Annotated in this window: 25 protein-coding genes; 15 read left to right on the forward strand and 10 right to left on the reverse strand. The window is 69.1% G+C overall.

All coding sequences use genetic code 11. The annotated features are described in order from the left end of the window. Positions 1-39 precede the first annotated feature (39 nt). Both ACIP8W_RS08600 and ACIP8W_RS08605 read left to right on the forward strand, forming a co-directional pair. A complete protein-coding gene (locus ACIP8W_RS08600) occupies positions 40-543 on the forward strand; it encodes a hypothetical protein (RefSeq protein WP_402202408.1) in 504 nt (167 codons plus the stop codon). After that, positions 540-1640 carry a glycoside hydrolase family 26 protein gene (locus ACIP8W_RS08605; protein ID WP_401951464.1) on the forward strand — a complete coding sequence of 367 codons (1101 nt, stop codon included), beginning with the start codon at positions 540-542 and terminating at the stop codon, positions 1638-1640. Before ACIP8W_RS08600 ends, ACIP8W_RS08605 begins: the two co-directional genes overlap by 4 nt. Positions 1641-1657: 17 nt before the next feature. On the opposite strand, the gene ACIP8W_RS08610 is transcribed toward ACIP8W_RS08605, so the two are convergent. Genes ACIP8W_RS08610 through ACIP8W_RS08620 form a run of 3 tightly spaced genes read right to left on the reverse strand, consistent with a single transcriptional unit; the run spans position 1658 to position 5935 of the window. Further along, a complete protein-coding gene (locus tag ACIP8W_RS08610; RefSeq protein WP_402152129.1) occupies positions 1658-2623 on the reverse strand; it encodes an alpha/beta hydrolase in 966 nt (321 codons plus the stop codon). Positions 2624-2658: 35 nt separating this feature from the next. Next, a complete protein-coding gene (locus ACIP8W_RS08615; RefSeq protein WP_401951460.1) occupies positions 2659-4773 on the reverse strand; it encodes a lipopolysaccharide biosynthesis protein in 2115 nt (704 codons plus the stop codon). Further along, on the reverse strand, positions 4766-5935 hold the full coding sequence (locus ACIP8W_RS08620) for a DegT/DnrJ/EryC1/StrS family aminotransferase (protein ID WP_402202466.1): 1170 nt from the start codon (positions 5933-5935) through the stop codon (positions 4766-4768). The genes ACIP8W_RS08615 and ACIP8W_RS08620 overlap by 8 nt, the downstream gene beginning before the upstream one ends. Before the next feature lie 216 nt (positions 5936-6151). Here ACIP8W_RS08620 and ACIP8W_RS08625 point away from each other — a divergent pair, with 216 nt between their 5' ends. Further along, positions 6152-7000 carry a helix-turn-helix domain-containing protein gene (locus tag ACIP8W_RS08625; protein ID WP_401951458.1) on the forward strand — a complete coding sequence of 283 codons (849 nt, stop codon included), beginning with the start codon at positions 6152-6154 and terminating at the stop codon, positions 6998-7000. A 414-nt stretch (positions 7001-7414) separates the two neighbouring features. Here the strand turns inward: ACIP8W_RS08625 and ACIP8W_RS08630 are convergent, their stop codons facing one another. Next, entirely contained in the window at positions 7415-7621 is a 207-nt protein-coding gene (locus tag ACIP8W_RS08630) for a DUF397 domain-containing protein (protein ID WP_401951456.1), read from the reverse strand. Then, on the reverse strand, positions 7618-8475 hold the full coding sequence (locus ACIP8W_RS08635; protein ID WP_401951454.1) for a helix-turn-helix domain-containing protein: 858 nt from the start codon (positions 8473-8475) through the stop codon (positions 7618-7620). Before ACIP8W_RS08635 ends, ACIP8W_RS08630 begins: the two co-directional genes overlap by 4 nt. 234 nt (positions 8476-8709) lie before the next feature. Between ACIP8W_RS08635 and ACIP8W_RS08640 the strand changes: the two genes are divergently transcribed. The 3 genes from ACIP8W_RS08640 (at position 8710) to ACIP8W_RS08650 (ending at position 9850) form a co-directional block, all read left to right on the forward strand. Further along, on the forward strand, positions 8710-9120 hold the full coding sequence (locus ACIP8W_RS08640; RefSeq protein ID WP_401951451.1) for an ATP-binding protein: 411 nt from the start codon (positions 8710-8712) through the stop codon (positions 9118-9120). A gap of 127 nt (positions 9121-9247) precedes the next feature. Next, on the forward strand, positions 9248-9472 hold the full coding sequence (locus ACIP8W_RS08645; protein ID WP_402202409.1) for a hypothetical protein: 225 nt from the start codon (positions 9248-9250) through the stop codon (positions 9470-9472). Between the two features lie 75 nt (positions 9473-9547). Further along, positions 9548-9850 carry a hypothetical protein gene (locus tag ACIP8W_RS08650; RefSeq protein WP_402202411.1) on the forward strand — a complete coding sequence of 101 codons (303 nt, stop codon included), beginning with the start codon at positions 9548-9550 and terminating at the stop codon, positions 9848-9850. Positions 9851-9946: 96 nt separating this feature from the next. On the opposite strand, the gene ACIP8W_RS08655 is transcribed toward ACIP8W_RS08650, so the two are convergent. Beyond that, the gene (locus ACIP8W_RS08655) at positions 9947-10876 is read right to left on the reverse strand and encodes an RNA polymerase sigma factor SigF (protein ID WP_401951444.1); all 930 of its coding nucleotides are present in this window, start codon (positions 10874-10876) and stop codon (positions 9947-9949) included. A 294-nt stretch (positions 10877-11170) separates the two neighbouring features. Here ACIP8W_RS08655 and ACIP8W_RS08660 point away from each other — a divergent pair, with 294 nt between their 5' ends. Both ACIP8W_RS08660 and ACIP8W_RS08665 read left to right on the forward strand, forming a co-directional pair. Further along, the gene (locus ACIP8W_RS08660) at positions 11171-11539 is read left to right on the forward strand and encodes an STAS domain-containing protein (protein WP_402152141.1); all 369 of its coding nucleotides are present in this window, start codon (positions 11171-11173) and stop codon (positions 11537-11539) included. A gap of 278 nt (positions 11540-11817) precedes the next feature. Then, on the forward strand, positions 11818-12306 hold the full coding sequence (locus ACIP8W_RS08665) for an ATP-binding protein (protein WP_401951438.1): 489 nt from the start codon (positions 11818-11820) through the stop codon (positions 12304-12306). Positions 12307-12408: 102 nt separating this feature from the next. Here the strand turns inward: ACIP8W_RS08665 and ACIP8W_RS08670 are convergent, their stop codons facing one another. Then, positions 12409-13932: a peptide MFS transporter gene (locus ACIP8W_RS08670; protein ID WP_402152145.1), complete on the reverse strand. Its 1524-nt coding sequence runs from the start codon at positions 13930-13932 to the stop codon at positions 12409-12411. A 296-nt stretch (positions 13933-14228) separates the two neighbouring features. On the opposite strand from ACIP8W_RS08670, the gene ACIP8W_RS08675 reads away from it, so the two are divergent. Both ACIP8W_RS08675 and ACIP8W_RS08680 read left to right on the forward strand, forming a co-directional pair. Then, positions 14229-14906, forward strand: a complete 678-nt coding sequence (locus ACIP8W_RS08675) for a response regulator transcription factor (protein ID WP_401951433.1) — start codon at positions 14229-14231, stop codon at positions 14904-14906. Positions 14907-15015: 109 nt separating this feature from the next. Next, positions 15016-16293: an ATP-binding protein gene (locus ACIP8W_RS08680; RefSeq protein WP_401951430.1), complete on the forward strand. Its 1278-nt coding sequence runs from the start codon at positions 15016-15018 to the stop codon at positions 16291-16293. A 20-nt stretch (positions 16294-16313) separates the two neighbouring features. Here ACIP8W_RS08680 and ACIP8W_RS08685 read toward each other — a convergent pair whose 3' ends face one another. Further along, positions 16314-16808 carry a GtrA family protein gene (locus tag ACIP8W_RS08685; protein WP_401951427.1) on the reverse strand — a complete coding sequence of 165 codons (495 nt, stop codon included), beginning with the start codon at positions 16806-16808 and terminating at the stop codon, positions 16314-16316. Positions 16809-16977: 169 nt separating this feature from the next. On the opposite strand from ACIP8W_RS08685, the gene ACIP8W_RS08690 reads away from it, so the two are divergent. The 3 genes from ACIP8W_RS08690 to ACIP8W_RS08700 are packed head-to-tail and all read left to right on the forward strand — an operon-like array spanning position 16978 to position 19882. Next, the gene (locus ACIP8W_RS08690; RefSeq protein WP_401951424.1) at positions 16978-18156 is read left to right on the forward strand and encodes a 5-(carboxyamino)imidazole ribonucleotide synthase; all 1179 of its coding nucleotides are present in this window, start codon (positions 16978-16980) and stop codon (positions 18154-18156) included. Further along, the gene (gene purE, locus ACIP8W_RS08695) at positions 18153-18677 is read left to right on the forward strand and encodes a 5-(carboxyamino)imidazole ribonucleotide mutase (RefSeq protein WP_401951421.1); all 525 of its coding nucleotides are present in this window, start codon (positions 18153-18155) and stop codon (positions 18675-18677) included. The genes ACIP8W_RS08690 and purE overlap by 4 nt, the downstream gene beginning before the upstream one ends. Beyond that, on the forward strand, positions 18674-19882 hold the full coding sequence (locus ACIP8W_RS08700; protein WP_402202416.1) for a dipeptidase: 1209 nt from the start codon (positions 18674-18676) through the stop codon (positions 19880-19882). Before purE ends, ACIP8W_RS08700 begins: the two co-directional genes overlap by 4 nt. A gap of 139 nt (positions 19883-20021) precedes the next feature. On the opposite strand, the gene ACIP8W_RS08705 is transcribed toward ACIP8W_RS08700, so the two are convergent. Both ACIP8W_RS08705 and ACIP8W_RS08710 read right to left on the reverse strand, forming a co-directional pair. Further along, positions 20022-20213, reverse strand: coding sequence for an MbtH family protein (locus ACIP8W_RS08705; protein ID WP_402202468.1), 192 nt, complete (start codon positions 20211-20213; stop codon positions 20022-20024). A 70-nt stretch (positions 20214-20283) separates the two neighbouring features. Further along, complete coding sequence (locus ACIP8W_RS08710; protein ID WP_402202418.1) at positions 20284-21108, reverse strand: transposase family protein; 825 nt, start codon at positions 21106-21108, stop codon at positions 20284-20286. A gap of 172 nt (positions 21109-21280) precedes the next feature. Here ACIP8W_RS08710 and ACIP8W_RS08715 point away from each other — a divergent pair, with 172 nt between their 5' ends. After that, positions 21281-21676 carry a VOC family protein gene (locus tag ACIP8W_RS08715; RefSeq protein WP_402202420.1) on the forward strand — a complete coding sequence of 132 codons (396 nt, stop codon included), beginning with the start codon at positions 21281-21283 and terminating at the stop codon, positions 21674-21676. A 1279-nt stretch (positions 21677-22955) separates the two neighbouring features. After that, positions 22956-23180, forward strand: coding sequence for a hypothetical protein (locus ACIP8W_RS08720; protein WP_402202422.1), 225 nt, complete (start codon positions 22956-22958; stop codon positions 23178-23180). Positions 23181-23529: the final 349 nt, after the last annotated feature.

The raw sequence follows: 23529 nt of genomic DNA on the forward strand, positions 1-23529 counted from the left end.
GACTCGGACACTGGAACAGACCGTCACGGAGCCGCGCCGATGACTCGGACACTGGAACAGACCGTCACGGAGAGGGAGACCGCAGCCATGCGACAACAAGCCACGGGCCTGCCCGGCATACGCACCCCCACCCGGCCCACGACCGAGACGGCCCGGTCCGGGCCCGCGATCAGAGCGGCCCTCGCGCTCTCCGGCTGGCTCGCCCTCGCCGCCACCGAACTGCCCCCGGGCGCCCCCGCGCGCTGGATCCCCGTCCTGCTCTTCGTCGCCCTCGGTCCCGGCTGCGCCCTGCTCCTCCCGCTGCCGCGCGGCCTGCGGCCAGGGGCCCGGCTGGAGGTGGTGGCGCTGGCGGCACCGCTCAGCCTGTCGCTCGCCGTGCTGACGGCCACCGCGCTCCACCTGGTCGCGGGGTTCACGGTCGGGCTGTTCCTGGGCTCGCTCGCCGCGTTCACCACCGTCGCGGCGCTGCTCCCCGCCGTATCCCCACCCGCCGAGACCCGAGGATCCGGGCGGCTCGAGCCGGGCCCCTGGAGGGGCCGATGAGGAGCCGGAACGGTACGACGTACCTCGCCCTGGTCCTCGCGGCGGTCGGCGCCCTGGTCGTGGGCCTCGGCGTCTGGATCATCCGCGAGGAGCGGGGCGCGTCGGCGGACCACGGCCTCCCCGGCAACGCGGCCTCCGGCGCGCTGCCCAGCGGCCGGTGCGCGCCGACCGCGCTGCTGGAACCGCCGTGCGGGGCGTGGTGGGGCGCGTACATCCCGTACGACGAGAACGGCTCGCTCAAGAACGCGGTGTACGCCTTCGAGAAGCGGATCGGCCGCAAGCTCGACCTCGTCTACAACTACCACGACATGTCGAACACCGAGCGGGACGGCGTCCTGCTCACCGAGGACGAACAGGAGCTGGGTCGGGACCGGATGCTGATGCTGGCCTGGGAATCCACCGTCTGGACCGAGCCGCACCACGAGAACTGGACGGAGACCCAGCTCGGCTGGCGCAATGTCGCGGCCGGGAAGTTCGACGAGGAGATCATCGACCCGCAGGCCCGGCGGCTCAAGGCGTACGGCAAGCGCGTCTTCTTCTCCTTCGACCAGGAGACCGACTTCCGTACGCCGGACGCGGGCACCCCCGAGGAGTTCGTCGCCGCGTACCGCCATATCCACGACCGGTTCGAGAAGCTCGGTGTGGACAACGTGGTGTGGGTATGGACGGTCTCCGGCTATCTGGGCAACGCCGAGCTGATGAAGTCGCTCTACCCGGGCGACGCGTACGTCGACTGGATCGGTATGGACCAGTACAACTACTTCCAGTGCCAGCGGGACGCCAAGTGGCTGGACTTCGACAGCAGTCAGCGGCCCACGTACGACTGGATACGCGCGAACATCTCCGACCGGAAGCCCCTCATGCTGTCCGAGTTCAGCACTGCCCCCGACCCGGACCGCCCCGACCGGCAGCGCGGCTGGTACCAGGCGATTCCCGAGGTGGCGCCGACGCTGCCGGGGGTGAAGGCGATGGTGCACTGGAACCGGCCGGTACCGGGGGAGAACTGCGACCTGACGGTCGACAAGGGCCCGGCGCTGGCCGGTTACCGGGACGCGGGCGCCGCCCCCTACTTCAACCAGCGGGTGCCGACGCGCTGAGAGCGGCCCGTTCGCGGTCAGCCGTGGTGCAGCGCGGTACGCAGGGTGGTGGCCGCCTGGGTGATGGCGGCTTCGGCGGCCTGGGTCCCGCGCAGGGCGTTGAGCATGACGAAGTCGTGGATGATGCCCTGGTAGCGGACGGCCGTGACCGGGACTCCGGCCCGGCGGAGCTTGTTGGCGTACGCCTCGCCCTCGTCGCGCAGGACATCGGCCTCGGCGGTGATGACCAGGGCCGGGGGCAGGCCGGCGAGCTGCTCGGTGGTGGCGCGCAGCGGGGAGGCGGTGATCTCGGCGCGCTGGTTCGCGTCGGTCGTGTACTGGTCCCAGTACCATCGCATGCCGTCACGGCGCAGGAAGTAGCCCTCGGCGAACTGCCGGTAGGAGCCGGTGTCGAAGGACGCGTCGGTCACCGGGTAGAACAGCACCTGCTGGACCAGGGGCACATCGCCGCGCTCCTTGGCCATCAGGGTCAGCGCGGCGGCCATGTTCCCGCCGACCGAGTCACCGGCCACCGCGATACGCGCGGCGTCCAGGTCCTTGGCGGCGCCGTCGGTGACGACCCACCGGGCGACGGCGTAGTTCTGCTCGATGGCGACGGGATAGCGGGCCTCGGGGGACAGGTCGTACTCGGGGAAGACGACGGCGGCCCCGGCGCCCACGGCCAGTTCCCGTACCAGCCGGTCATGGGTGTGGGCGTTGCCGAAGACCCACCCGGCGCCGTGGAGGTAGAGGACCACCGGCAGCACTCCCCCCACACCGGCGGGCCGGACGATCCGGGCCCGGACCGAGCCGGTCGGGCCGCCCCGCACGGTCACCCACTCCTCGGCGATCTCCGGCATGCCGATCGCGCCGGACTGCGCCTCGTCCACGGCCCTGCGGCCCTCGGCCGGAGGGCGGTCGGTCAGGTGCGGCGGGTCGACGGCGGCCTCGGCGAAGGCCGCGGCGGCGGGCTCCAGCACGGGGCGCGTGGCGCTGTCGGACATGGGGCCTCCTTGGGAGATTGTGGGTGATATGAACGCTATCGCCCCTTTCTGGATCGGTCGGGCTCACCTCCCCGCGGTCTCCGGCCGTACCGGACCGATACGGCGACCCCCGCGGTGAGCGCCAGCCCCGACGCCACCGGCACCGACGCGGCGGCGAAGGGGTCCTGCGCCGCCCACCCGGCCACCGCGAGCACCCACACCGCACTCGCCGCGACCCGCCCGTCCGTACGCAGCGCCCACAGGACGGTGGCGGCCAGCCCCAGACACAGCAGTTGCAGTACGACGGGCAGGGCCCGCTCCGCCGCGTCCGCCCCGACCGGCCCCGGCAGCAGGGCGACCAGGTCCGCCACCGGCCGGTGCCAGAGCCCGGACGCCCGATCGGGACGTACCCCGAGCAGCGGCGGCGCCGAGTGCAGCGCGGCGAAGGTGACCAGCGGCCCCAGCGTGAGCAGCACGGGCCCCGGCCGTACGAGCGAGACGGCCCCGCACTGGACGACGATCAGCAGGATCCCCGCGACCAGGGTCAGCGGCGGCAGTACGTCGATGAGCTGGGCGCCCGTCAGCTCGTCGCGGCCGATGTCCCCGACCCGTACCAACGGCGTCCAGAACAGCCCGGCGGCGAGCCCGAGCAGCAGCCAGAGCAGGGTGATCGGCCGGCTCTCGTCGACGGGCGGCCCGGGGGCGCGGGCCGGGGCGCCGGGGAAGGCACCGCTCCCGGCCGGGACGGCGTGGGCCGCGGCGTGGGCCGTGCGCAGCCGGGCGGCCTCGCGGGCCCAGCCGGTCCCGTACTCCTGCGCGCCCTGCGCGACGGGCGGCTCCTGCGGGCCGCCCCTGCCCGGGGCGCGCAGGGCGGAGCGCAGCCCCGGCACCGCGACCAGGGCGATCAGCGTCATGGACAGCAGCATCGCGAGACCGGCCCCGGAGATCCCCGCCGGGCCGAGCAGGAACGCCGCGCTGCCCAGGACGAGCACGCACATCGCGCCCTGGAGCACGGCGAGCACGCCCGTACGGCCCTGGACCCGCAGCACCCCGATGTACAGCTCCACGACCACCCGGGGCAGCGCGGCGGCGGCCAGCAGCCGCAGGACGGTGGTGCCGTGGTGCGCGTAGTCCGCGCCGAAGGGCGCCAGGATCTGCGGCGCGAACACCACCAGGACCAGCACCACGGGCACCAGCAGCAGCGCCATCCGGCGCAGCGCCCCCCGGACGCCCTCGGCCAGCCGGTCCGGGCTGTGGGAGGCGTGCGCGGTGAGCGAGGAGGCCATGTTGATGGCCATGAACTCCATCGTGCCGCCGACGGTGTAGGCGGTGTAGAAGAACGCGTTGTGCGCGGCGTCGAAGCGTACGGCGACCATCACCGGCAGCAGGTTGATCATCGCCAGGCTGAACAGCGCCCCCACCGAGTCCCCGGCCAGGAACCGCCCGATGTCGGCCATCCGGAGCGGTTCGCGGTCGCGGTCGGCGGCGGCCTGGCGCGGGATGAGCCGGCGGAAGATCAGCCAGCCGAGCGGCAGTACGGACAGGGCGATGGCCGCCGCCCAGGAGACGAACACGCCGAGGACGGGCATCGCCGTGGCGAACGCGGCCAGCATGAGCAGCTTGCCGATGGAGAACACCGCGTTGCCCACCGGCACCCAGAAGGCGCGCCGCAGCCCGGTCAGCACCCCGTCCTGGAGGGTGAGCAGTGCCCAGGCGACACAGGCGGCGGTGAAGACGAAGCCCGCGGTGATCCCGTCGAGCGGCGCGTAGGACGGCCCCCACAGGTCGAGCGTGGCCAGGAACACCGCACAGGCGACCGACACCACCAGCGAACTCAACCCGTACGCCCGCCACACCAGTGGCGCGGTGGCCCGTCCGGCCCGGGGGACGTAGCGCACCACCGCGCCGATCATGGTGGTGGCGGTGATCGAGGCGAGCAGCCGCATGGCGGCGATGGCGGCGGAGCCCTGACCGACCGCCTCCTCGGTGTAGTAGCGCGCGGCGACGAGCCAGAAGCCGAGGCCGAGGGCGGCGGAGACGCCGGTGGAGAACATGAGGGCGTAGGCGTTACGGAACAGGGAGTCCCCGCCGGCGCCTTCGGCTTCGGGTGGCGGGACGGGCGAGGGTGCGGCGGCCCCCTCGGGTCTTCGCAGCCGGGCCACCTCAGCCACGACTGCCGGTTTCCCCCCGCGCGGATTCCCCCCACTCCACCGGACGCGCGCCCGACGCCCCGAGGATCCGGATCACCTGCTCGGCCCGGCACGGATCCACGGGCAGCGCGTGCCGGGCGAACCGGGCGGCGGGGCCGGGGGAGGGCGACGGATCGGTGAACTCGCCACCGCCCGCGTAGACATCGAGCGGCGGATCGTACAGATACCCGGTGGTGACGCGCTGCCGCGCGAGCGCGGCGATGGCGGCGTCCCGGTCGGCGACCAGCAGCGGCACCCGGAAGAGCGGTTGTACGGGCCCGGCGGGCCGCCGCGCCCATGGGGTGGCCAACAGCCGTTCCGTACCGGCGAGATGGGCGTCGAGCCGTACGCCGACGCCGGACAGCAGCCGTTCCGTACGGCGGAGCCGGGTCCGGCCGGGGCGAAGCCGGTAGTCGTGCATGTCCACCCGGACCCAGGGGTCGAACCCGTCGAGCCCCGGCGCCGTACGGAGCGCCTCCGTCAACTCCCTTGCCCGCAGCGGCATGCGGATCCCGGCACGCTCCTCCTGCCCGAGCAACCGCAACGCGGCCCGCGCGGCCCGCACGAGCCGCAGCCCACGGACACCGGCTTCGGCGTAGGGCCGTAACCCATGGAGCAGCTCGGAACGCAGCCGCCCCGGTAGAAGCAACTCATCGCGCATCGCGCCGAGTTCATCCCGAAGCCCGGAACCGTCGAAGGCCAGGAACCCCCCGGTCCCGGCCCCCACGTGCTTGGACAGACTGAACACGGCCGCGTCCCCGAACCCCCCGACCGGCCTCCCGCCCACGGCGCTCCCGATGGCATGGGCGGCGTCCTCGATCAGCGGAATCCCCAACGCGTCGCACCGCGACCGCAGTTCGGGCGCGGGGTCGGGGTTCCCGTAGAGATTGGTGGTCAGTACGCAGGACAGCCCGCCCCACACGTCCTCGGGCACGGCGGACACGTCGATGGAGCCGTCCCGAGAGTCCAACGGCGCCTGTACGGGCCGGAGTCCGGCGGCCAGCACCACGAAGAAGATGACGTCGTCGTTGACCGGCGACATGAGCACCCGCCCACCGGGCGCACACCAGCGCCGCAGGGCCACGTACAGCCCGAACCGGCACGACGGCACGTACAGACACTCCCTGCCGAGGCGGTCGCGCATCAGCGCCTCCAGCGCCGAATACGCCGACGGCTCCGCCCGGTAGCCCTCCCCAAGAGCCATTCCACTTCCCCCCTGCCCCGGCCAATGTGTCCCCTTCCGGCCGCGCCGTCAATGGGGCCCAGGGGCGGGGCGGGGGCATGCGCACTTGACCGGCCCGACTCCGTAGGGTGAAGGTCTTTCAACGGATCGCGACATGTCCGATAGGGAGAGACCGCGATGTCCTCGTCTCCGTTCTCCAGCGCCCAAGCCGTACGCGCATCCGTATCCGCGCAGCTCAAGGACGTACGCCTCGACGCGAACCTGACCATGCAGGCGCTGGCCGATCTGTGCGGCTGGAACAAGGCGAAGATCTCGCGGGTCGAGAGTGCGAAAACCACGCCCTCGGACACCGACATCAGGGTGTGGTGTGCCGCCTGCGGTGCCGAGGGCCGGGCGGACGACCTCATCGCCGCCACCCGGTCCGCGGATTTGATGTATGTCGAGTGGCGGCGCATGCAGCGGAGGGGCCTGCGCCGACTCCAGCAGGCCGGTGTTCCGCTGTACGAGCGCACCACGCTGATCCGCGCGTACTGCACCAAGGTCGTGCCCGGCCTGCTGCAGACGGAGGACTACGCACGCGCCCTCCTGACCCTTGTGGCGGACTTCCGGGGACTCCCCGACGACATCGACGAGGCGGCGGCGGCACGGGTGGACCGGTCACGTATCGTCCGCGACGGGCGACACCGTGTCGTACTGCTGGTCGAGGAGGACGCTCTCTCCCAGCGCATCGGCGCCGACACGGTGATGGCCGGTCAGCTCGCCCATCTGCTGACCGCCATGTCGTATCCCGCTGTCTCGCTGGGGATCATTCCGAGTTCCGTGCCTCGCGTCCTGTGGGGGACCGAGACGTTCACGATGTTCGACGACATGAGAGTCCATGTCGAGCTGCTGTCGGCCAAAGTCACCGTCACGGTCCCCGGCGAGGTGGAGGTGTACCGGCGGGCTTTCGCCCGGCTCGGTCGGATGGCCGTATACGGGCCCCGCGCAAGGGCCCTGATCGGTAAGGCGATTGACTCCCTCGGGTGAATGGCCTGCAACAAGGTGCAACACCGTGGACCGGTGACTCTCCCTCTCCGTAACGTCAGTGAGCAGGAAAAATGGCGTCATAGGAGAAGAGGCAATCATGGGCAAGCACGGTGGAGACCACTCCGGCAAGCCGGACACCTCCGAGAGCGACGGACACCGCGACAAACCGCCGGGGCCGACCAAACCGTACGAACCCCCGAAGAAGTGAGGCGGGATGACGACGCAGCGACATCTGGTGCGCACGCTGCTCGATCAGGGCGCGCTGCCGACCGAGGGGCCTGAGGCGCTCGGCGACGGCGAGATCGGTGAAAGAAACCTGGCGGAGGCCCTTCGGGGCCTCCGCCTTGCTTCGGCCTCAGCGTCGAGTGCCCGGCGCGATGACGACGCCCAGCTCTTCCGTTGCCTCGCGCACGGTCATGGTCCGAGGTCTCCGGACTTCAGACCGTCGAGGAAGGTGGCCCATTCGGCGGGCGGGTAGTACTGGGTGCCACCGTCACGGTTCTTGCTGTCACGAACGGCGCGGCCGCCGTCGGCGGTGTGGGCGACTTCGACGCAGTCCTGGGCCCCGCCTGCTGAGCGGCTGGCCTTCTTGAACGCCGTAACTATGCGCTGGTTCTTCATTCCGCTTCTTTCGCGTCCGCAGGGATGTCCTTCAGCGTCTGTCTGATGAAAGCGAGGCTCTGATCAGGGGTCAGGGCGGCAGACCTCAGGGATTCGAAGATCTTGGCGTGCACGGCCATGTCCTCCAGGCTTTCAAGAAGCACCGTACTCATCGTTGTGTCGTAGGCGACGACCTCCGACGCGGGTTCGGCGCCGAGGCTGAGCATGGTGAAGTGGGGCGACAGATGCGCGGCTCGCCACTCGGTGAGTGGCAGTACCTGAATGCTGATGTTCTGCTGCTGGGCGACCTCGGTGATGTGCAGCAGTTGTTCGCGGTGCACCCTCGGTGAGGGCATGGGCGCGGTCAGGGCCGGCTCCCAGATCACCGCTGCGAACTGTGAGCCGCCCTCCGCGATGAACTTTCTACGGGTCTGCCGAATGGCCACTGATTCCTCGACCGCTCCGGGGGCTTGGACGCTCAGACTCTGTGCCACCAGGGTCCGGATGTAGTCGTCCGTCTGGAGCAGACCGGGGATGAAAAGAGGCTGCCAGGTACGGATGTACGTGGCGTCCGTCTCCAGGGTGGCGAAGTCGGAGAACCCCGGACGCTTGCGTGCCCACGGGAAATTGAGCCACCAACCGCGTTTGTTGGACTCCCGGGCGAGCTGTTCGAGCTCTATCTGGACCGCGTGATCCTCGACCCCGTACAGCTCCAGCAGTAGCCGGACGTCACCAGGACGGGCCGAGACCTGACCGGTCTCCATCCTGCTGATCTTGGTCTTGGAGCCCGCGATGTGGTCGGCGGCATGCTGCTGATCCAGCTTCGCCGCCTCACGGTATCGCTTGAGCGACGCTCCAAGTTGCCTACTGCGCACGGTAGGCCGTCCACCTGCGGGCATGTCTGTTTCCCTCCATTGTCCTTGACCAGTCTGCATGGCTGCGGGGTGCCGCCGACAGTCGAAGGCGGCCTTTATGTGGTGCGCAATTTGCGACTTGCGTTGTTGCGAAACGCTTCAGTTGCGCCCTACTGTGGATTCTGTCACAGAAAGTTGCCATGTCGGGACGTTAGGTGACTCTGATTCGGCCTGCCCAACGACCCTGGGAGACTCATGTCCGGGCGCACAAACATCACAAGATTCCGCATCCGCACCTACTCCGTCCCCGCCGCTCGGCAGCACGTCGAAGGGCTCTTGACGGAGTGGAGACTTGGCGAGCTGGTCGAGGTCGCCGCCCTCATCACCAGTGAGTTGACGACCAATGTCGTCCAACACGCCCGTGGGACAGGTGACTTCTTCGAACTGGGCTTGCGTCGGCGCTGCGGCGTACTCGTGCTCGAAGTCTCCGACTCGTTCCAGTGGCAGATGCCCGAGATGCGCAAGCCGGAGGACGAAGACCTCGGAGGGCGTGGCCTGTTACTGGTGGACGCGCTCTCCGACAAGTGGGGCGTCCGTCCGCGCGATCCGGGGAAGACGGTGTGGTCGCACCTGCTGATCGAACCGGGCCGACCGCCGGGATGTTAGAGCCGGACGCGACGGACACAACGGATACAACGGGCGCGACCTTGGCATACCAGTCGGATTGCGTCGCCTACCTGATCGGCGATCGACACCTGTTCCGGCTCGGGGGCATCACGCTCGTACGCCCTGGATGGCCGTGGCCTGGCTGATGCTCCGCGCGGAGCACATCGCGGACCAGCTCGACGCGCCTGCCGCCGTGCCCGTACGGGGGTGGATGGCGGACGGGCGGGAGCACGCGCGGGCGGTCGCCCGGTTGGGGCGGGGGGAGACGTACTCGTATCTGGTCAGGGACGGATCCCTGGTCTATCTGCTCACGACCGCCCCGGGCGTTGTCGTGGCCTCACCCGAACCCTGAATACCGACAGACGTACTACCTCCCTCCTCTGAGACAATCGAGGCTGCGGCCTCGCCTCTACCGATCGGAGTTCCCGTGCCTGAAGATCCACTCGCGCAAGGCGAAATCGCCGCGCTGACCCGCCGCTACGAACAGCACGCGGCGCAGACCAATGATTCACTGACGGTCATCAAGTCCGATGTTCTTCATCTGCGCCTCGAAGTCGGCGCGAATACGACGCGGCTGGATGGTGTCGAGACCCGGCTGGATGGCGTGGAGACCCGGCTGGGAGCGGTCGAGACCAAGATCGATGGACTCGGTCAGAAGATCGACCACAACCAGGCCCAGATCGTCGAGTTGCTGACCCGCCTGGTGGGCAAGGACCCCAACGCTGCGTGACCGAAGCAATCCGAGGGCAGAACCGAAGGGCCGCCACGGCATCGTGGCGGCCTTCTCCGGTTGCCTGCTGGAGAGCCTTGCCCCGGGCCCCACCCGTCACTCCTCCAGTGTCAGGCCCTTTCTGAGTCCGGTGAGGGTGCGGGAGAGCAGGCGGGAGACGTGCATCTGGGAGATGCCCAGTTCCTCGCCGATCTCGGACTGCGTCATGTTGGCGACGAAGCGCAGGGAGAGGATCGTGCGGTCGCGGGCGGGGAGGTTCGCGATCAGGGGTTTGAGGGATTCGACGTACTCGATGCCTTCGAGGCCGTGGTCCTCGTAGCCGATGCGGTCGGTGAGCGCGCTCTCGGCGTCGTTCTCCTCGGGCTGGGCGTCCAGGGAGCCGGCGGTGTAGCCGTTGCTGGCGGTCATGCCCTCGACGACTTCCTCGGGGGTAAGGCCGAGGTGGTGGGCGAGTTCGCCGATGGTGGGGGCGCGGTCGAGTCGCTGGGCCAGTTCGTCGCCGGCTCTGGCGAGGTCGAGGCGGAGTTCCTGGAGTCTGCGCGGGACGCGTACCGACCACGAGGTGTCGCGGAAGAAGCGCTTGATCTCGCCGATGACGGTCGGCATCGCGAAGGTGGGGAACTCGACGCCACGGCTCAGCTCGAAGCGGTCGATGGCCTTGATCAGACCGATCGTGCCGACCTGGATGATGTCCTCCATCGGCTCGCTGCGGGAGCGGAAGCGGGAGGCCGCGAACTTCACCAGGGCGAGGTTGAGTTCGACCAGGGTGTTGCGTACGTACGAGTGCTCGTGGGTGCCCTCTTCGAGGGCGTCGAGGCGGGCGAAGAGCGTCTTCGACAGGGCTCGGGCGTCGACCGCTCCGACATCGGCGAAGGGCGGGATCTCGGGCAGACCCTCAAGTCCGGTGATCGCGGGGGCTTCCGGCGATGCGGTGGGCGGTGTGACGGGGGTCTCGGAATCGGACGGTGCGGGCAGAGTTGCCGACGGCGCGTGCGGGGTACGCGTTTCGTCGAGCCGGGGTGACATGGTCTCCTCCATACGTTTTCGGCATATGGCTGCCGAAGCCACTACACGTTCTGCGGTTTGCGGGCGCCTCCGAAGCCGGTCGCGGTGGAAATGTCGAATTGGTGCTCTACAAGCCCTACCCGGTGGGCGGGGGCGGTTGCAAGTGCGAATTGTGCGATATGGCCGTATTGTGGGGGAGTTTGAGTACCGGCCGACGTGTGAAAGGCGTAATGTTCGGCGGACGTCATCCGTTTGTGATGGCGACGGGGCGACACCATCTGACGACGGCGTACGACACGGCGAAGAGGGACGGGCATGGACCGCCAGACGGTCGGCAGCGCGAACCGGGGCCGACTTTCGGTCGGTGTTCGGACCGAGGGCCGGAGCGAGGTGGTGACGGTGGCCGGTGAGTTGGATCACCACACGGCCGAGCTGTTGCGGGCCCCTCTGGACGACGCGCTCGAACGTGGCAGATCGCGCCTGGTCATCGATTGTTCGCAGCTGGAGTTCTGCGATTCCACCGGGCTCAATGTGCTGCTCGGTGCCCGGCTGAAGGCGGACGCCGCCGGGGGCGGGGTCCATCTGGTGGCCATGCCGCCCGTGGTGGCGAGGGTCTTCGAGATCACCGGGGCGGACGCGGTCTTCACCGTCCATGACTCCCTGGAAGACGCCCTGGCGGATTGAGCGGGCCCCTGCCCACGGCCCTGGTGTCCTTTACGGGGCCTCTGTCATCATTTCCGTATCGGTGAAGTGGGTGTTGTCACCATTCGGAGGGGCAGAAGACCTCGGGCGGGCTGTTCGAGAGCTGGAATCCTGGGACCCGTACGGCCGGGACCCGTGCGACGCGATTTCTCGGACCCTCGCTCTCCGTGTCGGTCCCGTCCCGTGCTGATGAACTTCCGTTCCGTCCGTCCTGTCAGTGTCTATTCCATATTGCGGTGAATCGGTGAGGTGAAGCGCTGATGTGCACCACCCGGCAGCCTCCGCCGGGCGACCTCGGCCCCGAGCCGGGCGAGGCGGCGCCGCCCGCCGCGACGTCCGGCGGGCAGGCACGTTCGCTCGTGCTGTCCGGTGCCGGCGGTGTCGTTCCGCTCGCGCGCGACTTCACCCGCCAGGCGCTCCACGACTGGGGCTGGCTCCCCGCCGCGACCGCCGACCGGCGGGCGGCGGCGGAGGACGTCCTGCTGGTCGTCTCCGAGCTGGTCACCAACGCCTGCCTGCACGCCGGGGGCCCCGAGGGACTGCGTGTCTCGTACGCCGCCAAGGTGCTGCGGCTGGAGGTCAGCGACCTGGGTACGGGAGCGCCCGAGCCCCGCACGCCGCACCGGGCGGGCCGGCCCGGCGGGCACGGCATGTTCATCGTCCAGCGGCTCTGCCTCGACTGGGGGGTCGCCAGGACCCCCGGCACCGAGGGCAAGACGGTCTGGGCGGAGCTGGCCGTCCCCGCGTAGTCGCTCGGCATCGGCGAGGGCCGTTGTACCGGAATTATGGATTCCGGTACAACGGCCCTCGCCGTATCGCGTACCGCTCGGTACCACGCCCTACCGCTCGGCTCAGTGAATGTCGCCCATCAGCGCCCTGACCCGCTTGCGGTACATGAACACCGCGAACCCCGCGAGTACGGCGAGCGCCGCCTCCAGGCCCACCACGCTCGTACCGCTCAGATCGACCCCGCCGATCGACAGCAGTCCGGTGACGGAGTCGCCCGCGGTGACCGCCAGGAACCAGACGCCCATCATCTGGCTGGCGTACTTCGCGGGCGCCATCTTCGTCGTCACCGACAGGCCCACCGGGGAGAGGCACAGCTCGCCGACCGTCTGGATCAGATAGATGCCCACCAGCCACATCGGGCTGACCAGCGTGCCGTCGCCCGCCATGAGCAGCGGGATCAGGAAGAAGAAGAACGAGACACCGATGAAGAACAGCCCGGCGGCGAACTTCGCGACCGTGCTGGGCTCCTGGCCCCTGCGGTTCAGCCACAGCCAGAACCAGGCGAGGACCGGGGCCAGCGCCATGATGAAGACCGGGTTCAGCGACTGGTACCAGGAGGTCGGGAAGGAGAATCCGAAGAGCTGGTCGGCGGCCTTCGTCGTGCCGAACGCCTGGACCGTGGAACCGCCCTGGTCATAGATCATCCAGAAGACGGCCGCGGCGACGAAGAACCAGATGTACGCGGACATCCGGCTCTGCTCGGCCGTGTCGAGTTCCTTGTCGCGCTTGATCCGGATCAGTACGCCCGCCGGGATGACGACCCCCGCGAGCGTCAGCGGGACCATCGCCCAGTTGAGGGTGAAGTGGCCGCTGAGGCCGACCACGGCGTAGAAGACGGAGGCGATCAGCAGCCAGGTCATGCCCTTGCGCAGCCAGGTGGCGCGCTCCTCGCGGGAGAGCGGGGTGGGGACGACGCTGCTCCGCGGGCTGAGGTTCTTCGTACCGAGCAGGAAGACGGTCAGGCCGATGGCCATGCCGACGGCGGCGAGGGCGAAGCCGAGGTGCCAGTCGTACTTCTCCCCGACGGTCCCGATGACCAGCGGCGCGAAGAAGGCACCCATGTTGATGCCCATGTAGAAGATGGTGAAGCCGCCGTCGCGGCGCGGGTCGTTGGGGCCGTCGTACAGATGGCCGACCATCGTGGAGATGTTGGCCTTCAGCAGCCCCGAGCCGATCGCCACCAGCGCCAGGCCGACGAAGAAGGTCCCCGTGCCCGGCAGCGCCAGGGTGAGATGGCCGAGCATGATCGTGCAGGCCGCGATCGTGACGGTCCTGCGCGGCCCCCACACCCGGTCGCCGAGCCAGCCGCCCGGCAGGGCCAGCAGGTAGACCATCGACAGGTAGATGGAGTAGATGGCCGTGGTGGTGGCCAGGTCCATCCCCAGGCCGCCGCCCTGGAGCCCCTTGGAGGCGTCGGGCCCGCCGGAGAGCAGGTAGATGGTGAGCAGGGCCCTCATGCCGTAGAAGCTGAAGCGCTCCCACATCTCGGTCATGAAGAGCGGGGCCAGTCCGCGGGGGTGGCCGAAGAAGGTCTTCCCGGATCCGGCGGGAGCGCCGGTCGGGTCCTTCGTCAGGCTGGACGCCATGGGTAGATCCTTGCGTGCGGGTGTCGTGCGGGTGCGGAGCCCGGCTCTCGCGGAGGCTCCCGTACGTAAAAGAGACCTTCGGGCCTCAGTGGCCCAAAGGTCCCCAAGTACTGCTACATGCGCCTCGACACCATACGGCATGACAGCGGCCGATATGAACAGGTATGAGATGTGGATCACAGGTAGGAGGGGATTGAATTCTTATATTCGAAGGTGGATCATCCGTTCGCGCGAGGAAGGTGAAGGTGCCGCCGAGCGGGGCCCGCAGCCCACCCCGTGCGGTCTACCATCACCTCATGACGCGTGTACTGCTCGCCGAGGACGACGCTTCCATCTCGGAGCCGCTGGCCCGCGCCCTGCGCCGGGAAGGCTATGAAGTCGAGGTCCGTGAGGACGGCCCGACCGCTCTGGACGCCGGACTCCAGGGCGGTATCGACCTGGTCGTACTCGACCTGGGGCTGCCCGGAATGGACGGCCTGGAGGTCGCGCGCAGACTGCGTGCCGAGGGCCACACGATCCCCATCCTGGTACTGACCGCCCGCGCCGACGAGGTGGACACCGTTGTCGGTCTGGACGCCGGTGCCGACGACTACGTGACCAAGCCGTTCCGGCTCGCCGAGCTGCTCGCGCGGGTACGGGCGCTGCTGCGCCGCGGCGCAGCCGACCCGGCGCCCGCGCCCGCGACCCATGGCGTACGGATCGACGTCGAGTCGCACCGGGCCTGGATGGGCGACGAGGAGCTCCAGCTCACCGCCAAGGAGTTCGACCTGCTGCGGGTCCTGGTCCGCGACGCGGGCCGGGTCGTGACACGGGACCAGCTGATGCGCGAGGTCTGGGACACCACCTGGTGGTCGTCGACCAAGACCCTCGACATGCACATCTCCTGGCTGCGCAAGAAGCTCGGTGACGATGCCGCCAACCCGCGCTACATCGCCACGGTCCGGGGTGTCGGCTTCCGCTTCGAGAAGAGCTGAGAAGAGCTGAGAAGAGCTCGAGAGCCCGGGGGAACGCGAGCCCGGGAGCTGAATACGAAGAGCTGAAGAGCTGAAGAGCTAACGAGAACCGAGATAAGAAGAGCTAACGGTGCGCCGTCGTCTGATCAACTCCACGCTCGCCGTGGTGCTCGTCGTCATCGCGGTCTTCGGGGTGTCGCTCGTCATCGTCGAGACCCGCACCATCAGCAACAGCGCCCAGGAGAGTGTGGACTCCGAGGCGCTGCGGCTGGTCAGTATCGTCGACGGCCGGCTCCTCGGCGGTGACCGGGTGACCGCCAAGGTGCTGGCCGAGCAGGTCGACCAGAAGCGGTACGCGCGGATCGAGATCCCGGGCCGGGACACCGTGGAGATCGGGGTGCGGCCCGTCGGCAGTGTCATCCGGGCCACGGAGACCGGCGAGGAGAACGAGACCGTCACGGTCGAGGAGGCGCGCTCCTCCGTCACCCGTGAGGTCGGCCGCACCCTGCTGATCATCGGCGCGGTCGCGCTGCTGGCCGTCATCGCCGCCGTACTGCTGGCGGTACGGCAGGCCAACCGGCTCGCCTCCCCGCTCACCGACCTCGCCGAGACCGCCGAGCGTCTCGGCTCGGGGGACCCGCGCCCCCGGCACAAGCGGTACGCCGTACCGGAGCTGGACCGGGTCGCCGATGTGCTCGACGCCAGCGCCGAGCGGATCGCCCGGATGCTCACGGCGGAGCGGCGGCTCGCGGCGGACGCCTCGCACCAGCTCCGTACGCCCCTGACCGCCCTGTCGATGCGGCTGGAGGAGATCTCCGTCACCGACGACCTGGACACGGTGAAGGAGGAGGCGATGATCGCGCTGACGCAGGTGGAGCGGCTGACCGATGTGGTCGAGCGGCTGCTCACCAACGCGCGCGACCCGCGGACCGGCTCCGCCGTCGCCTTCGACCTCGACGAGGTCGTCAAGCAGCAGATCGAGGAGTGGCGCCCGGCCTACCGCAGCGCCGGACGCGCCATCGTCTGCTCGGGCAAGCCGGGGATGCGGCCGGTCGCCACCCCGGGCGCGGTCGCCCAGGTGCTGGCCGCGCTGATCGAGAACTCGCTGATGCACGGTGGCGGTACGGTCGCGCTGCGCACCCGGGTCACCGGCAATCAGGCGGTCATCGAGGTGACCGACGAGGGGGCCGGCGTACCGGCGGATCTCGGGGCGCGGATCTTCGAGCGGAGCATCAGCGGCCGCAACTCCACCGGGATCGGGCTGGCCGTGGCGCGGGATCTGGCGGAGGCGGACGGCGGGCGGCTGGAGCTGGTCCAGCAGCAGCCGCCGGTCTTCGCGCTGTTCCTGAGCCGGGAGGCGCGCAACAACCGCAAGGCGCCCAAGGAGTCGGAGCGGCCGGTCCGCTGATGCCCCCGCCGTACGCGGGCTCAGCCGACGCGGTCGGGCTGGGGCCGGTCCCGTACCGAAGGGGCTCCGTCCGCGGGGTCGGACGGGTCGGAGCGGAAGACCCACGTCCGGTACGACCAGAAGCGGAAGAGCGTCGCTATCCCGGTGCCGAGGAACTTGAACACGTTGCTCTGGAGCGGGGTGTCCCAGCCGAAGCCGTAGGTCGCCGCGTACAGGACACCGTTCTCGATCACCAGACCGGCCGCGCTGAACAGCAGGAAGAGCGTCAGCTCGCGGGTCCGGCCGCTCTTGTCGCGGTCGCGGTAGGTGAAGTAGCGGAAGCCCACGTAGTTGAAGGCGATGGCGACGACCGTGGCCAGGACGCTGGCCCGCACCACGGGCAGCGTGGTGGTGTGCCGCAGGAGGTTGAAGACCAGCAGGTTGACCAGGAGCCCCGCGCCGCCCACCGCGCCGAACCTGACCACCTCGCGGACGAGCCGGTCCAGCCGCACGCGCAGTGCGCCGCGTTCGCTCATATGCCCGTTCAGCCCCAGTCGCTCGACAGCCCGCTCGATGGCTCGCCCGGTACCGCCCGACCACCGGTTTGGGTGATCGATACCGAATGCCAGTACCGCACCATGCTAACCAGGGCCCCCGGCGGGCCGCCCGGGACGACCGTACGCAAACGCCCGGTGGCGGCGGGCGATGAGGGAGGGCGGGGGCGGCGGCGGATACCCTGGGTACGTGACATTCCCGGTAGTCGGCATGGTCGGCGGCGGTCAGCTCGCCCGTATGACCCACGAGGCGGGCATCCCCCTCGGCCTCAGGTTCAAGCTCCTCAGTGACACCCCCCAGGATTCCGCGGCCCAGGTGGTGAACGATGTCGTGGTCGGCGACTACCGCGACCTGGACACACTGCGTGACTTCGCGCGCGGCTGCGATGTGATCACGTTCGACCACGAACACGTGCCGATCGAACATCTGCGCGCACTGGAGGCCGACGGCATCCCCATCAGGCCGGGACCGGACGCGCTCCGGCACGCCCAGGACAAGGGCGTGATGCGCGCGCGCCTCACCGAGCTGGGCGTCCCCTGCCCGCGCCACCGCATCGTGACCGGCCCCGCCGATGTGGCCGCCTTCGCCGCCGAGGGCGACGGCTTCCCCGTGATCCTCAAGACGGTGCGCGGTGGGTACGACGGCAAGGGGGTCTGGGTCGTACGGTCCGAGGCGGACGCCGAACCGCCCTTCCGCGCCGGGGTCCCGGTCCTCGCCGAGGAGAAGGTCGACTTCGTACGGGAGCTGGCGGCGAACATAGTCCGCTCGCCGCACGGCCAGGCCGTGGCGTACCCCGTCGTCGAGTCCCAGCAGGTCGACGGTGTCTGCGACACGGTGATCGCGCCGGCCCCCGGCCTCTCGGACGAGCTGGCGGGCGAGGCCCAGCGGCTCGCGCTGCGGATCGCCGCCGAGCTGGGCGTCGTGGGCCATCTCGCGGTCGAGCTGTTCGAGACGGCGGACGGCCGCATCCTGGTCAACGAACTCGCGATGCGCCCCCACAACTCCGGGCACTGGACCCAGGACGGCGCGATCACCTCGCAGTTCGCCAATCACGTACGGGCCGTGCTCGACCTGCCGCTCGGCGACCCGCGCCCGCGCGCGCCCTGGACCGTGATGTGCAACGTCCTCGGCGGCGACTACCCCGACATGTACACGGCGTATCTGCACTGCATGGCCCGCGACCCGCGGCTGAAGATCCACATGTATGGCAAGGACGTGAAGCCCGGCCGCAAGGTGGGCCACGTCAACACCTACGGCGACGACCTGGACGACGTGCTGGACCGCGCCCGCCACGCCGCCGGATACCTCCGAGGAACGATTACCGAATGAACTCCCCCCTCGTCGGCGTCGTCATGGGCTCCGACTCCGACTGGCCCGTCATGGAGGCCGCTGTCACGGCGCTCCACGAGTTCGAGATCCCGTACGAGGTCGACGTCGTCTCCGCCCACCGGATGCCGCACGAGATGATCGGGTACGGCGAGCACGCCGCCGGGCGCGGGCTCAAGGCGATCATCGCGGGCGCGGGCGGCGCGGCGCATCTGCCGGGCATGCTGGCCTCGGTGACGCCGCTGCCGGTGATCGGGGTTCCCGTACCGCTCAAGTACCTCGACGGCATGGACTCCCTGCTCTCCATCGTCCAGATGCCCGCCGGGGTGCCGGTCGCCACGGTCTCGGTCGGCGGCGCGCGCAACGCGGGGCTGCTGGCGGCCCGGATCCTCGCGGCGCACGACCCCGAACTCCAGCGCCGGATGCGGGAGTTCCAGCAGGAGCTGAACGACCAGGCGACGGAGAAGGGCAAGCGGCTGCGCGCCAAGGTCGCGGGCCTGGACCACTTCGGATTCGGCAAGTGACGGCCGCGCCGTCCGCCGGCGCGGGCTTCCTCGACCGGGCGCACGCGCTGCTCGCCGACTTCCCCGTCGTCGACGGCCACAACGATCTGCCGTGGGCGCTGCGCGAGCACGTCCGGTACGACCTGGACCGCCTCGACATCGCCGACGACACCTCGCGGCTGCTGCACACGGACATCCCCCGGCTGCGGCTCGGCGGAGTCGGCGGGCAGTTCTGGTCCGTGTACGTACAGTCCGACATGGCCGGGGACGACGCGGTCAGCGCGACGCTCGAACAGATCGACGTGGTCGGGCAGTTGCTCGCCCGGCACCCCGCCGACCTGGCTCGCGCGCTGACGGCGGACGACATGGAGACGGCGCGCCGCGAGGGCCGGATCGCCTCGCTGATGGGTGCCGAGGGCGGCCACTCCATCAACAACTCCCTCGCCACCCTGCGGGCCCTGTACACCCTGGGCGTCCGCTACATGACGCTCACCCACAACGACAATCTGGCCTGGGCCGACTCGGCGACGGACGTCCCCGGCGTGGGCGGGCTCTCCGCCTTCGGCCGGGAGGTCGTACGCGAGATGAACCGCGTCGGCATGCTGGTCGACCTCTCCCACGTCGCCGCCACGACCATGCGCGACGCGCTCGCCGTGACCGGGGCGCCGGTGATCTTCTCGCACTCGTCGGCGCGCGCGGTCTGCGACCATCCGCGCAACATCCCGGACGACGTGCTGGAGCTGCTGCCCGGGAACGGGGGCGTCGCGATGGTCACCTTCGTACCGAAGTTCGTCCTCCCCGAGGCGGTCGAGTGGAACCGGCAGGCGGACGAGAACATGACCGCCCACGGGCTGCATCCGCTCTCCACCACGGCCGAGGCGATGAAGGTCCACGAGGCGTTCGAGGTGTCCCACCCCCGCCCGGTCGCCACGGTCTCCACCGTCGCCGACCACCTCGACCACATGCGCGGGGTCGCGGGCGTCGACCACATCGGGATCGGCGGCGACTACGACGGCACACCGTTCACCCCCGTGGGGCTGGACGATGTTTCGGGCTACCCCAACCTGATCGCGGAGTTGCTGGCCCGCAAGTGGTCCACCACGGATCTGGCCAAGCTGACCTGGCAGAACGCGGTACGGGCGCTGCGCGCGGCGGAGGACGTGTCCCGGCAACTGACCGCCGAACGCGGCCCGTCGCGGGCGACGATCGCCGAGCTGGACGGCTGAGGACGCACCGAACAGCATGGCGCCCCCGGTACGGGCGCCGAGTGGCTCGTACCGGGGGCGAAACATGGTGTCACGGCGGCTGAGATCTTTCCTGCGGTCCCACCTGCGTGGGGGCGAACCGGTAAATCCGGATCCGTCCTTAAACGGACTCTCCCATTGCCCTGCGGAGCGACAGGGGGCGCATATCCGTCCACACTTCCTTAATGTATTCCATGCACTCGGCCTTGGTTCCCGTCTTGCCCTGCGCCTTCCAGCCGATGGCGATCTCTCTGCCGGACGGCCAAATGGAGTATTGCTCTTCGTCGTTAATGACAACCTGGTAAATCGTCATGTCGCCGTTATCTTCGTAACTCACAGTGAACCCTTCTCGGTAACGTCTCGTGACGGTTCGTGATCTTCGTTCAAGTCGTTCGGCCGTGCTCCAACTGGAGCAGGACGAGGGCGGCTCGGGCGATCCGGGTGATGCCGCTGGGGTCGAGGCTGACCCGGCGCAGGGCCTTGAAGGTGACCTTGAGTAGGGCGTTGGCCCGCTCGGCGACCGCATGGACGCCTCGGATGACCGAGTTGAACGTCTGCTGCGCGTCGTCGAGTTCGCCGCCCATGGGTTTTTTGACCGGGTGGCGGAAGCCGTCGCCGGCGTTCTCGTAGCCGAGGTCGGTCAGGGTAGGAATGTCCAGGGTGGAGGCGAGTCGGTTGAGGGCGTCGACCAGGCCGTGGGTGCGGGCGCAGGTGGTGTCGTGCTCGCGGCCGGGGCGGACCGGGGAGACCCAGATGGGCCAGCCGTCGGGGGCGGAGATGACCTGGACGTTGCCGCCGTGGTGCTTGTGCTTCCCGGACCACCAGAGGTCGGCGCCGTTGGGGCCCGGGGCGGCGACGCGGTCGGTACGGATGACGGTGCCGTCCAGGTTGAGATGGGTGTGGCCGGCGGCCGTCGCCCGTTCCAGCGCGGTGGACAGATCCGGGGCGTGGTCGGCGAGCACGGTCAGCCCCTCGTGCAAGTAGCGGTACGCGGTGGGTACCGAAACCCCGTTATCCCGGGCGAGTTGGGCCAGCCGGGTCCCGTCGACGAACCACCGCAGCACCAGGACACCCTGCTTGAAGACGCCCAGAGCGCGGGTCCCCTTGCGGGTGCCGAGCCGTTCGCGGTGCTCGCGCAAGAGCCGGGCGAGAGTTTCGGCGGTCTCCCTGCCGACGTCGAGTGTTGCGGTGTAGGTGATACTGGTCAACGCGTGAAGCCTCTGGGTTCCGGAACGTGATCTTCGCAGACCTGTTCCTACCAGGGGCTTTTCGCGTATCTGATGCCGGGTCAAGCCCGTCTGATGTCCCTAGTCAGGAAGATCTCAAATCTGTCGGACGGGCGGCATACTCTGAGCCCCGTCCGCACTATCTGGGAGAGTCATGACAAGTAGGTTCACCGAGTTGGCCGTTGACTGCCACGATCCGGAGAGGCTCGCGGCCTTCTGGTGCGAGGTCCTGGACTTCAAGGTGATCGACCGGAGCGACGGCAAGGTCGAGATCGGCTCCTGGGTTCCGACCGTCGAGGATGTTCGGGTCCGTCAGATGTCGCCCACCCTGTTGTTCATCCAGGTGCCCGAGGGCAAGACCGTGAAGAACCGGCTGCACCTCGACGTCAGCCCGATCGACGGCAGCACCGAGGACGAGGTGACCAGATTGCTCGGCCTCGGCGCCACCAAGACGGATGTGGGCCAGGGCTCAGACCGAAACTGGGTGGTCATGGCAGACCCCGAGGGCAACGAGTTCTGCGTCCTGCGCACCCTGGCACCGCAGAACTAGGCCGCGAGTGGGCACCCGCACCCCGTCACACACCGCAACCGTCACGTTGCCGAGAAGACCTCAGTCGGTCCCTTTCGGAAGGTCGGATCTGGCGGAGACGCTGCCCAGGAATTGTGTTGCGGAAACAGAGTTCATCCGATTGGGTGAATTTGTTGAATTCGGGTACGGGGCATGCGGGAATGAGGTACATCGCGTGTCGGGTAAGCCCCCATCCCTCGGATCGGGCGTAAGTCCCACCCCCTCGGATCGCTGCTGCCGTGCCATCATCCGGCGGCGATGATGGCGACTTGGGGTGAGGGCGGCGGATGTGGAGTGATTCCTTTGTCGCTCAGATCATGAGGGAACTCGGAGCAACCAGGATGGCTCGGTCGTGGAGATCGCGGGCGGCGCGGTTCCTGAGGTGAGGTTTGATCAGTCGCAGCATGGTGCGCATCCGCTGATCCAATCTTCCTGACTGCACCAGCGGATAGTCATCCAATGCGTTGTTCCATGTAGCACATGCTGCCTCCATTCGGCTCTTTCCGGGTTGTGGGAAACCCTGCCTCGGCGTGCGTGATGGGGCGGAGCAGCCTACGGGCGAGCGCCTCCACGATGAGTGACCGAGTGCTTTCCTTGGGCATGTGGCCTTTCAGCCATTGGTGGACCGAAGGGTCCTGGTACTTGAGCGGGGTCCCGCGCTCGGTTCCGATGCGGTTGATTGCTTGGGCGAGTTGGCGCATTGTCCATCCGCTCTCGCGATACAGGCGCTCAAGTGCTGTGTTCGGCTCCGGTGTCTTCACTGGCCCGACTCCCCGCGCAGATAGCTCTTAAGGCTCTCAGGTCTGCCGCCGCGACAAGCGTAGCGCTGTGAGTAGTCGTCGCGTTGTCTGGAGTGAAGGGAGATCACTCCACGAATCAGGGCGGCGATCATGGCCATGCAGGGGATGCCGGCAAGAGTGCCGGCGGCGGATGTTGACGAGTCGCACGCGTTGCGTGCGTCGGGGGGTTTCTGGCAGCTCGCGTCGGATGTGCCGGGCTGGTGGCCTGATCCCGGCCGGTTCGCGGTTCTGACTCGTCCTGTTCTTACGCGGGTTGGGTCGGGGCTTCGGGGGGTGTTGGGTGATGGGTGATCGAAGGTTTGTGCCCAAGGTCTATGGCGAGCCTCAGGGTGACGGTGGCGCGGAAGGTGCGGAAGGCGTGGACCTGTCTGGTGCGGCGTTGCGTTGGCCACCGTGTCGGTGTGGCCGGCCGGTCTGCCCCGACTACCAGGCTCCCGGTGAGGTGCCGGACCGGGGTGCTGATGGGGACAGGTCCCCAGAGCGACCAGAGCGGCCAGAGCGGCCAGAGCGGCCAGAGCGACCAGAGCGACCAGGGTGGCCAGGGCGGCCAGGGCGGCCAGAGCGATCAGGGCGGCCAAGGTGGCCAGGGTGGCCAGGACGACATCGACACCGTCGAGCCGCTCGATCGGGTGGGCGCGCTCACCGGGGTAAGACAGCAGCAAACCAATTCCGTACCGGACCCGTAAATCGATCGGCGGGGACGGCCCCGGTACGGAATGGCGCGGATCCCGTCAGGGGCCACACTCGCCGGGCATCCGGCAGGGGCGTTCGCCGGATGAGCCGTCACACGCAGGGGTGAACCAACACCAATCGCCCGCGTTAGAAAGGCAGTTCGGGTCATGATTCGGGCCTGCTCGCTACGAGAGGCTTGAGATGGCGTGGATTTGCCCAGGCTGCAATGAACCTGACGCAATTGCCTACATCGAGAATGAGGACGGGTTGCATCCTTTCCCTTGCCTGTTCTGCAATCACTCGGTTTCCGACAACGGAGGCCGCTCCACATCGTGGGCCTCGGCGGGGTGCAGCGTCGGAAAG

This window comes from Streptomyces sp. NPDC088554 (assembly GCF_044752945.1).
Classification (GTDB): Bacteria; Actinomycetota; Actinomycetes; order Streptomycetales; family Streptomycetaceae; genus Streptomyces.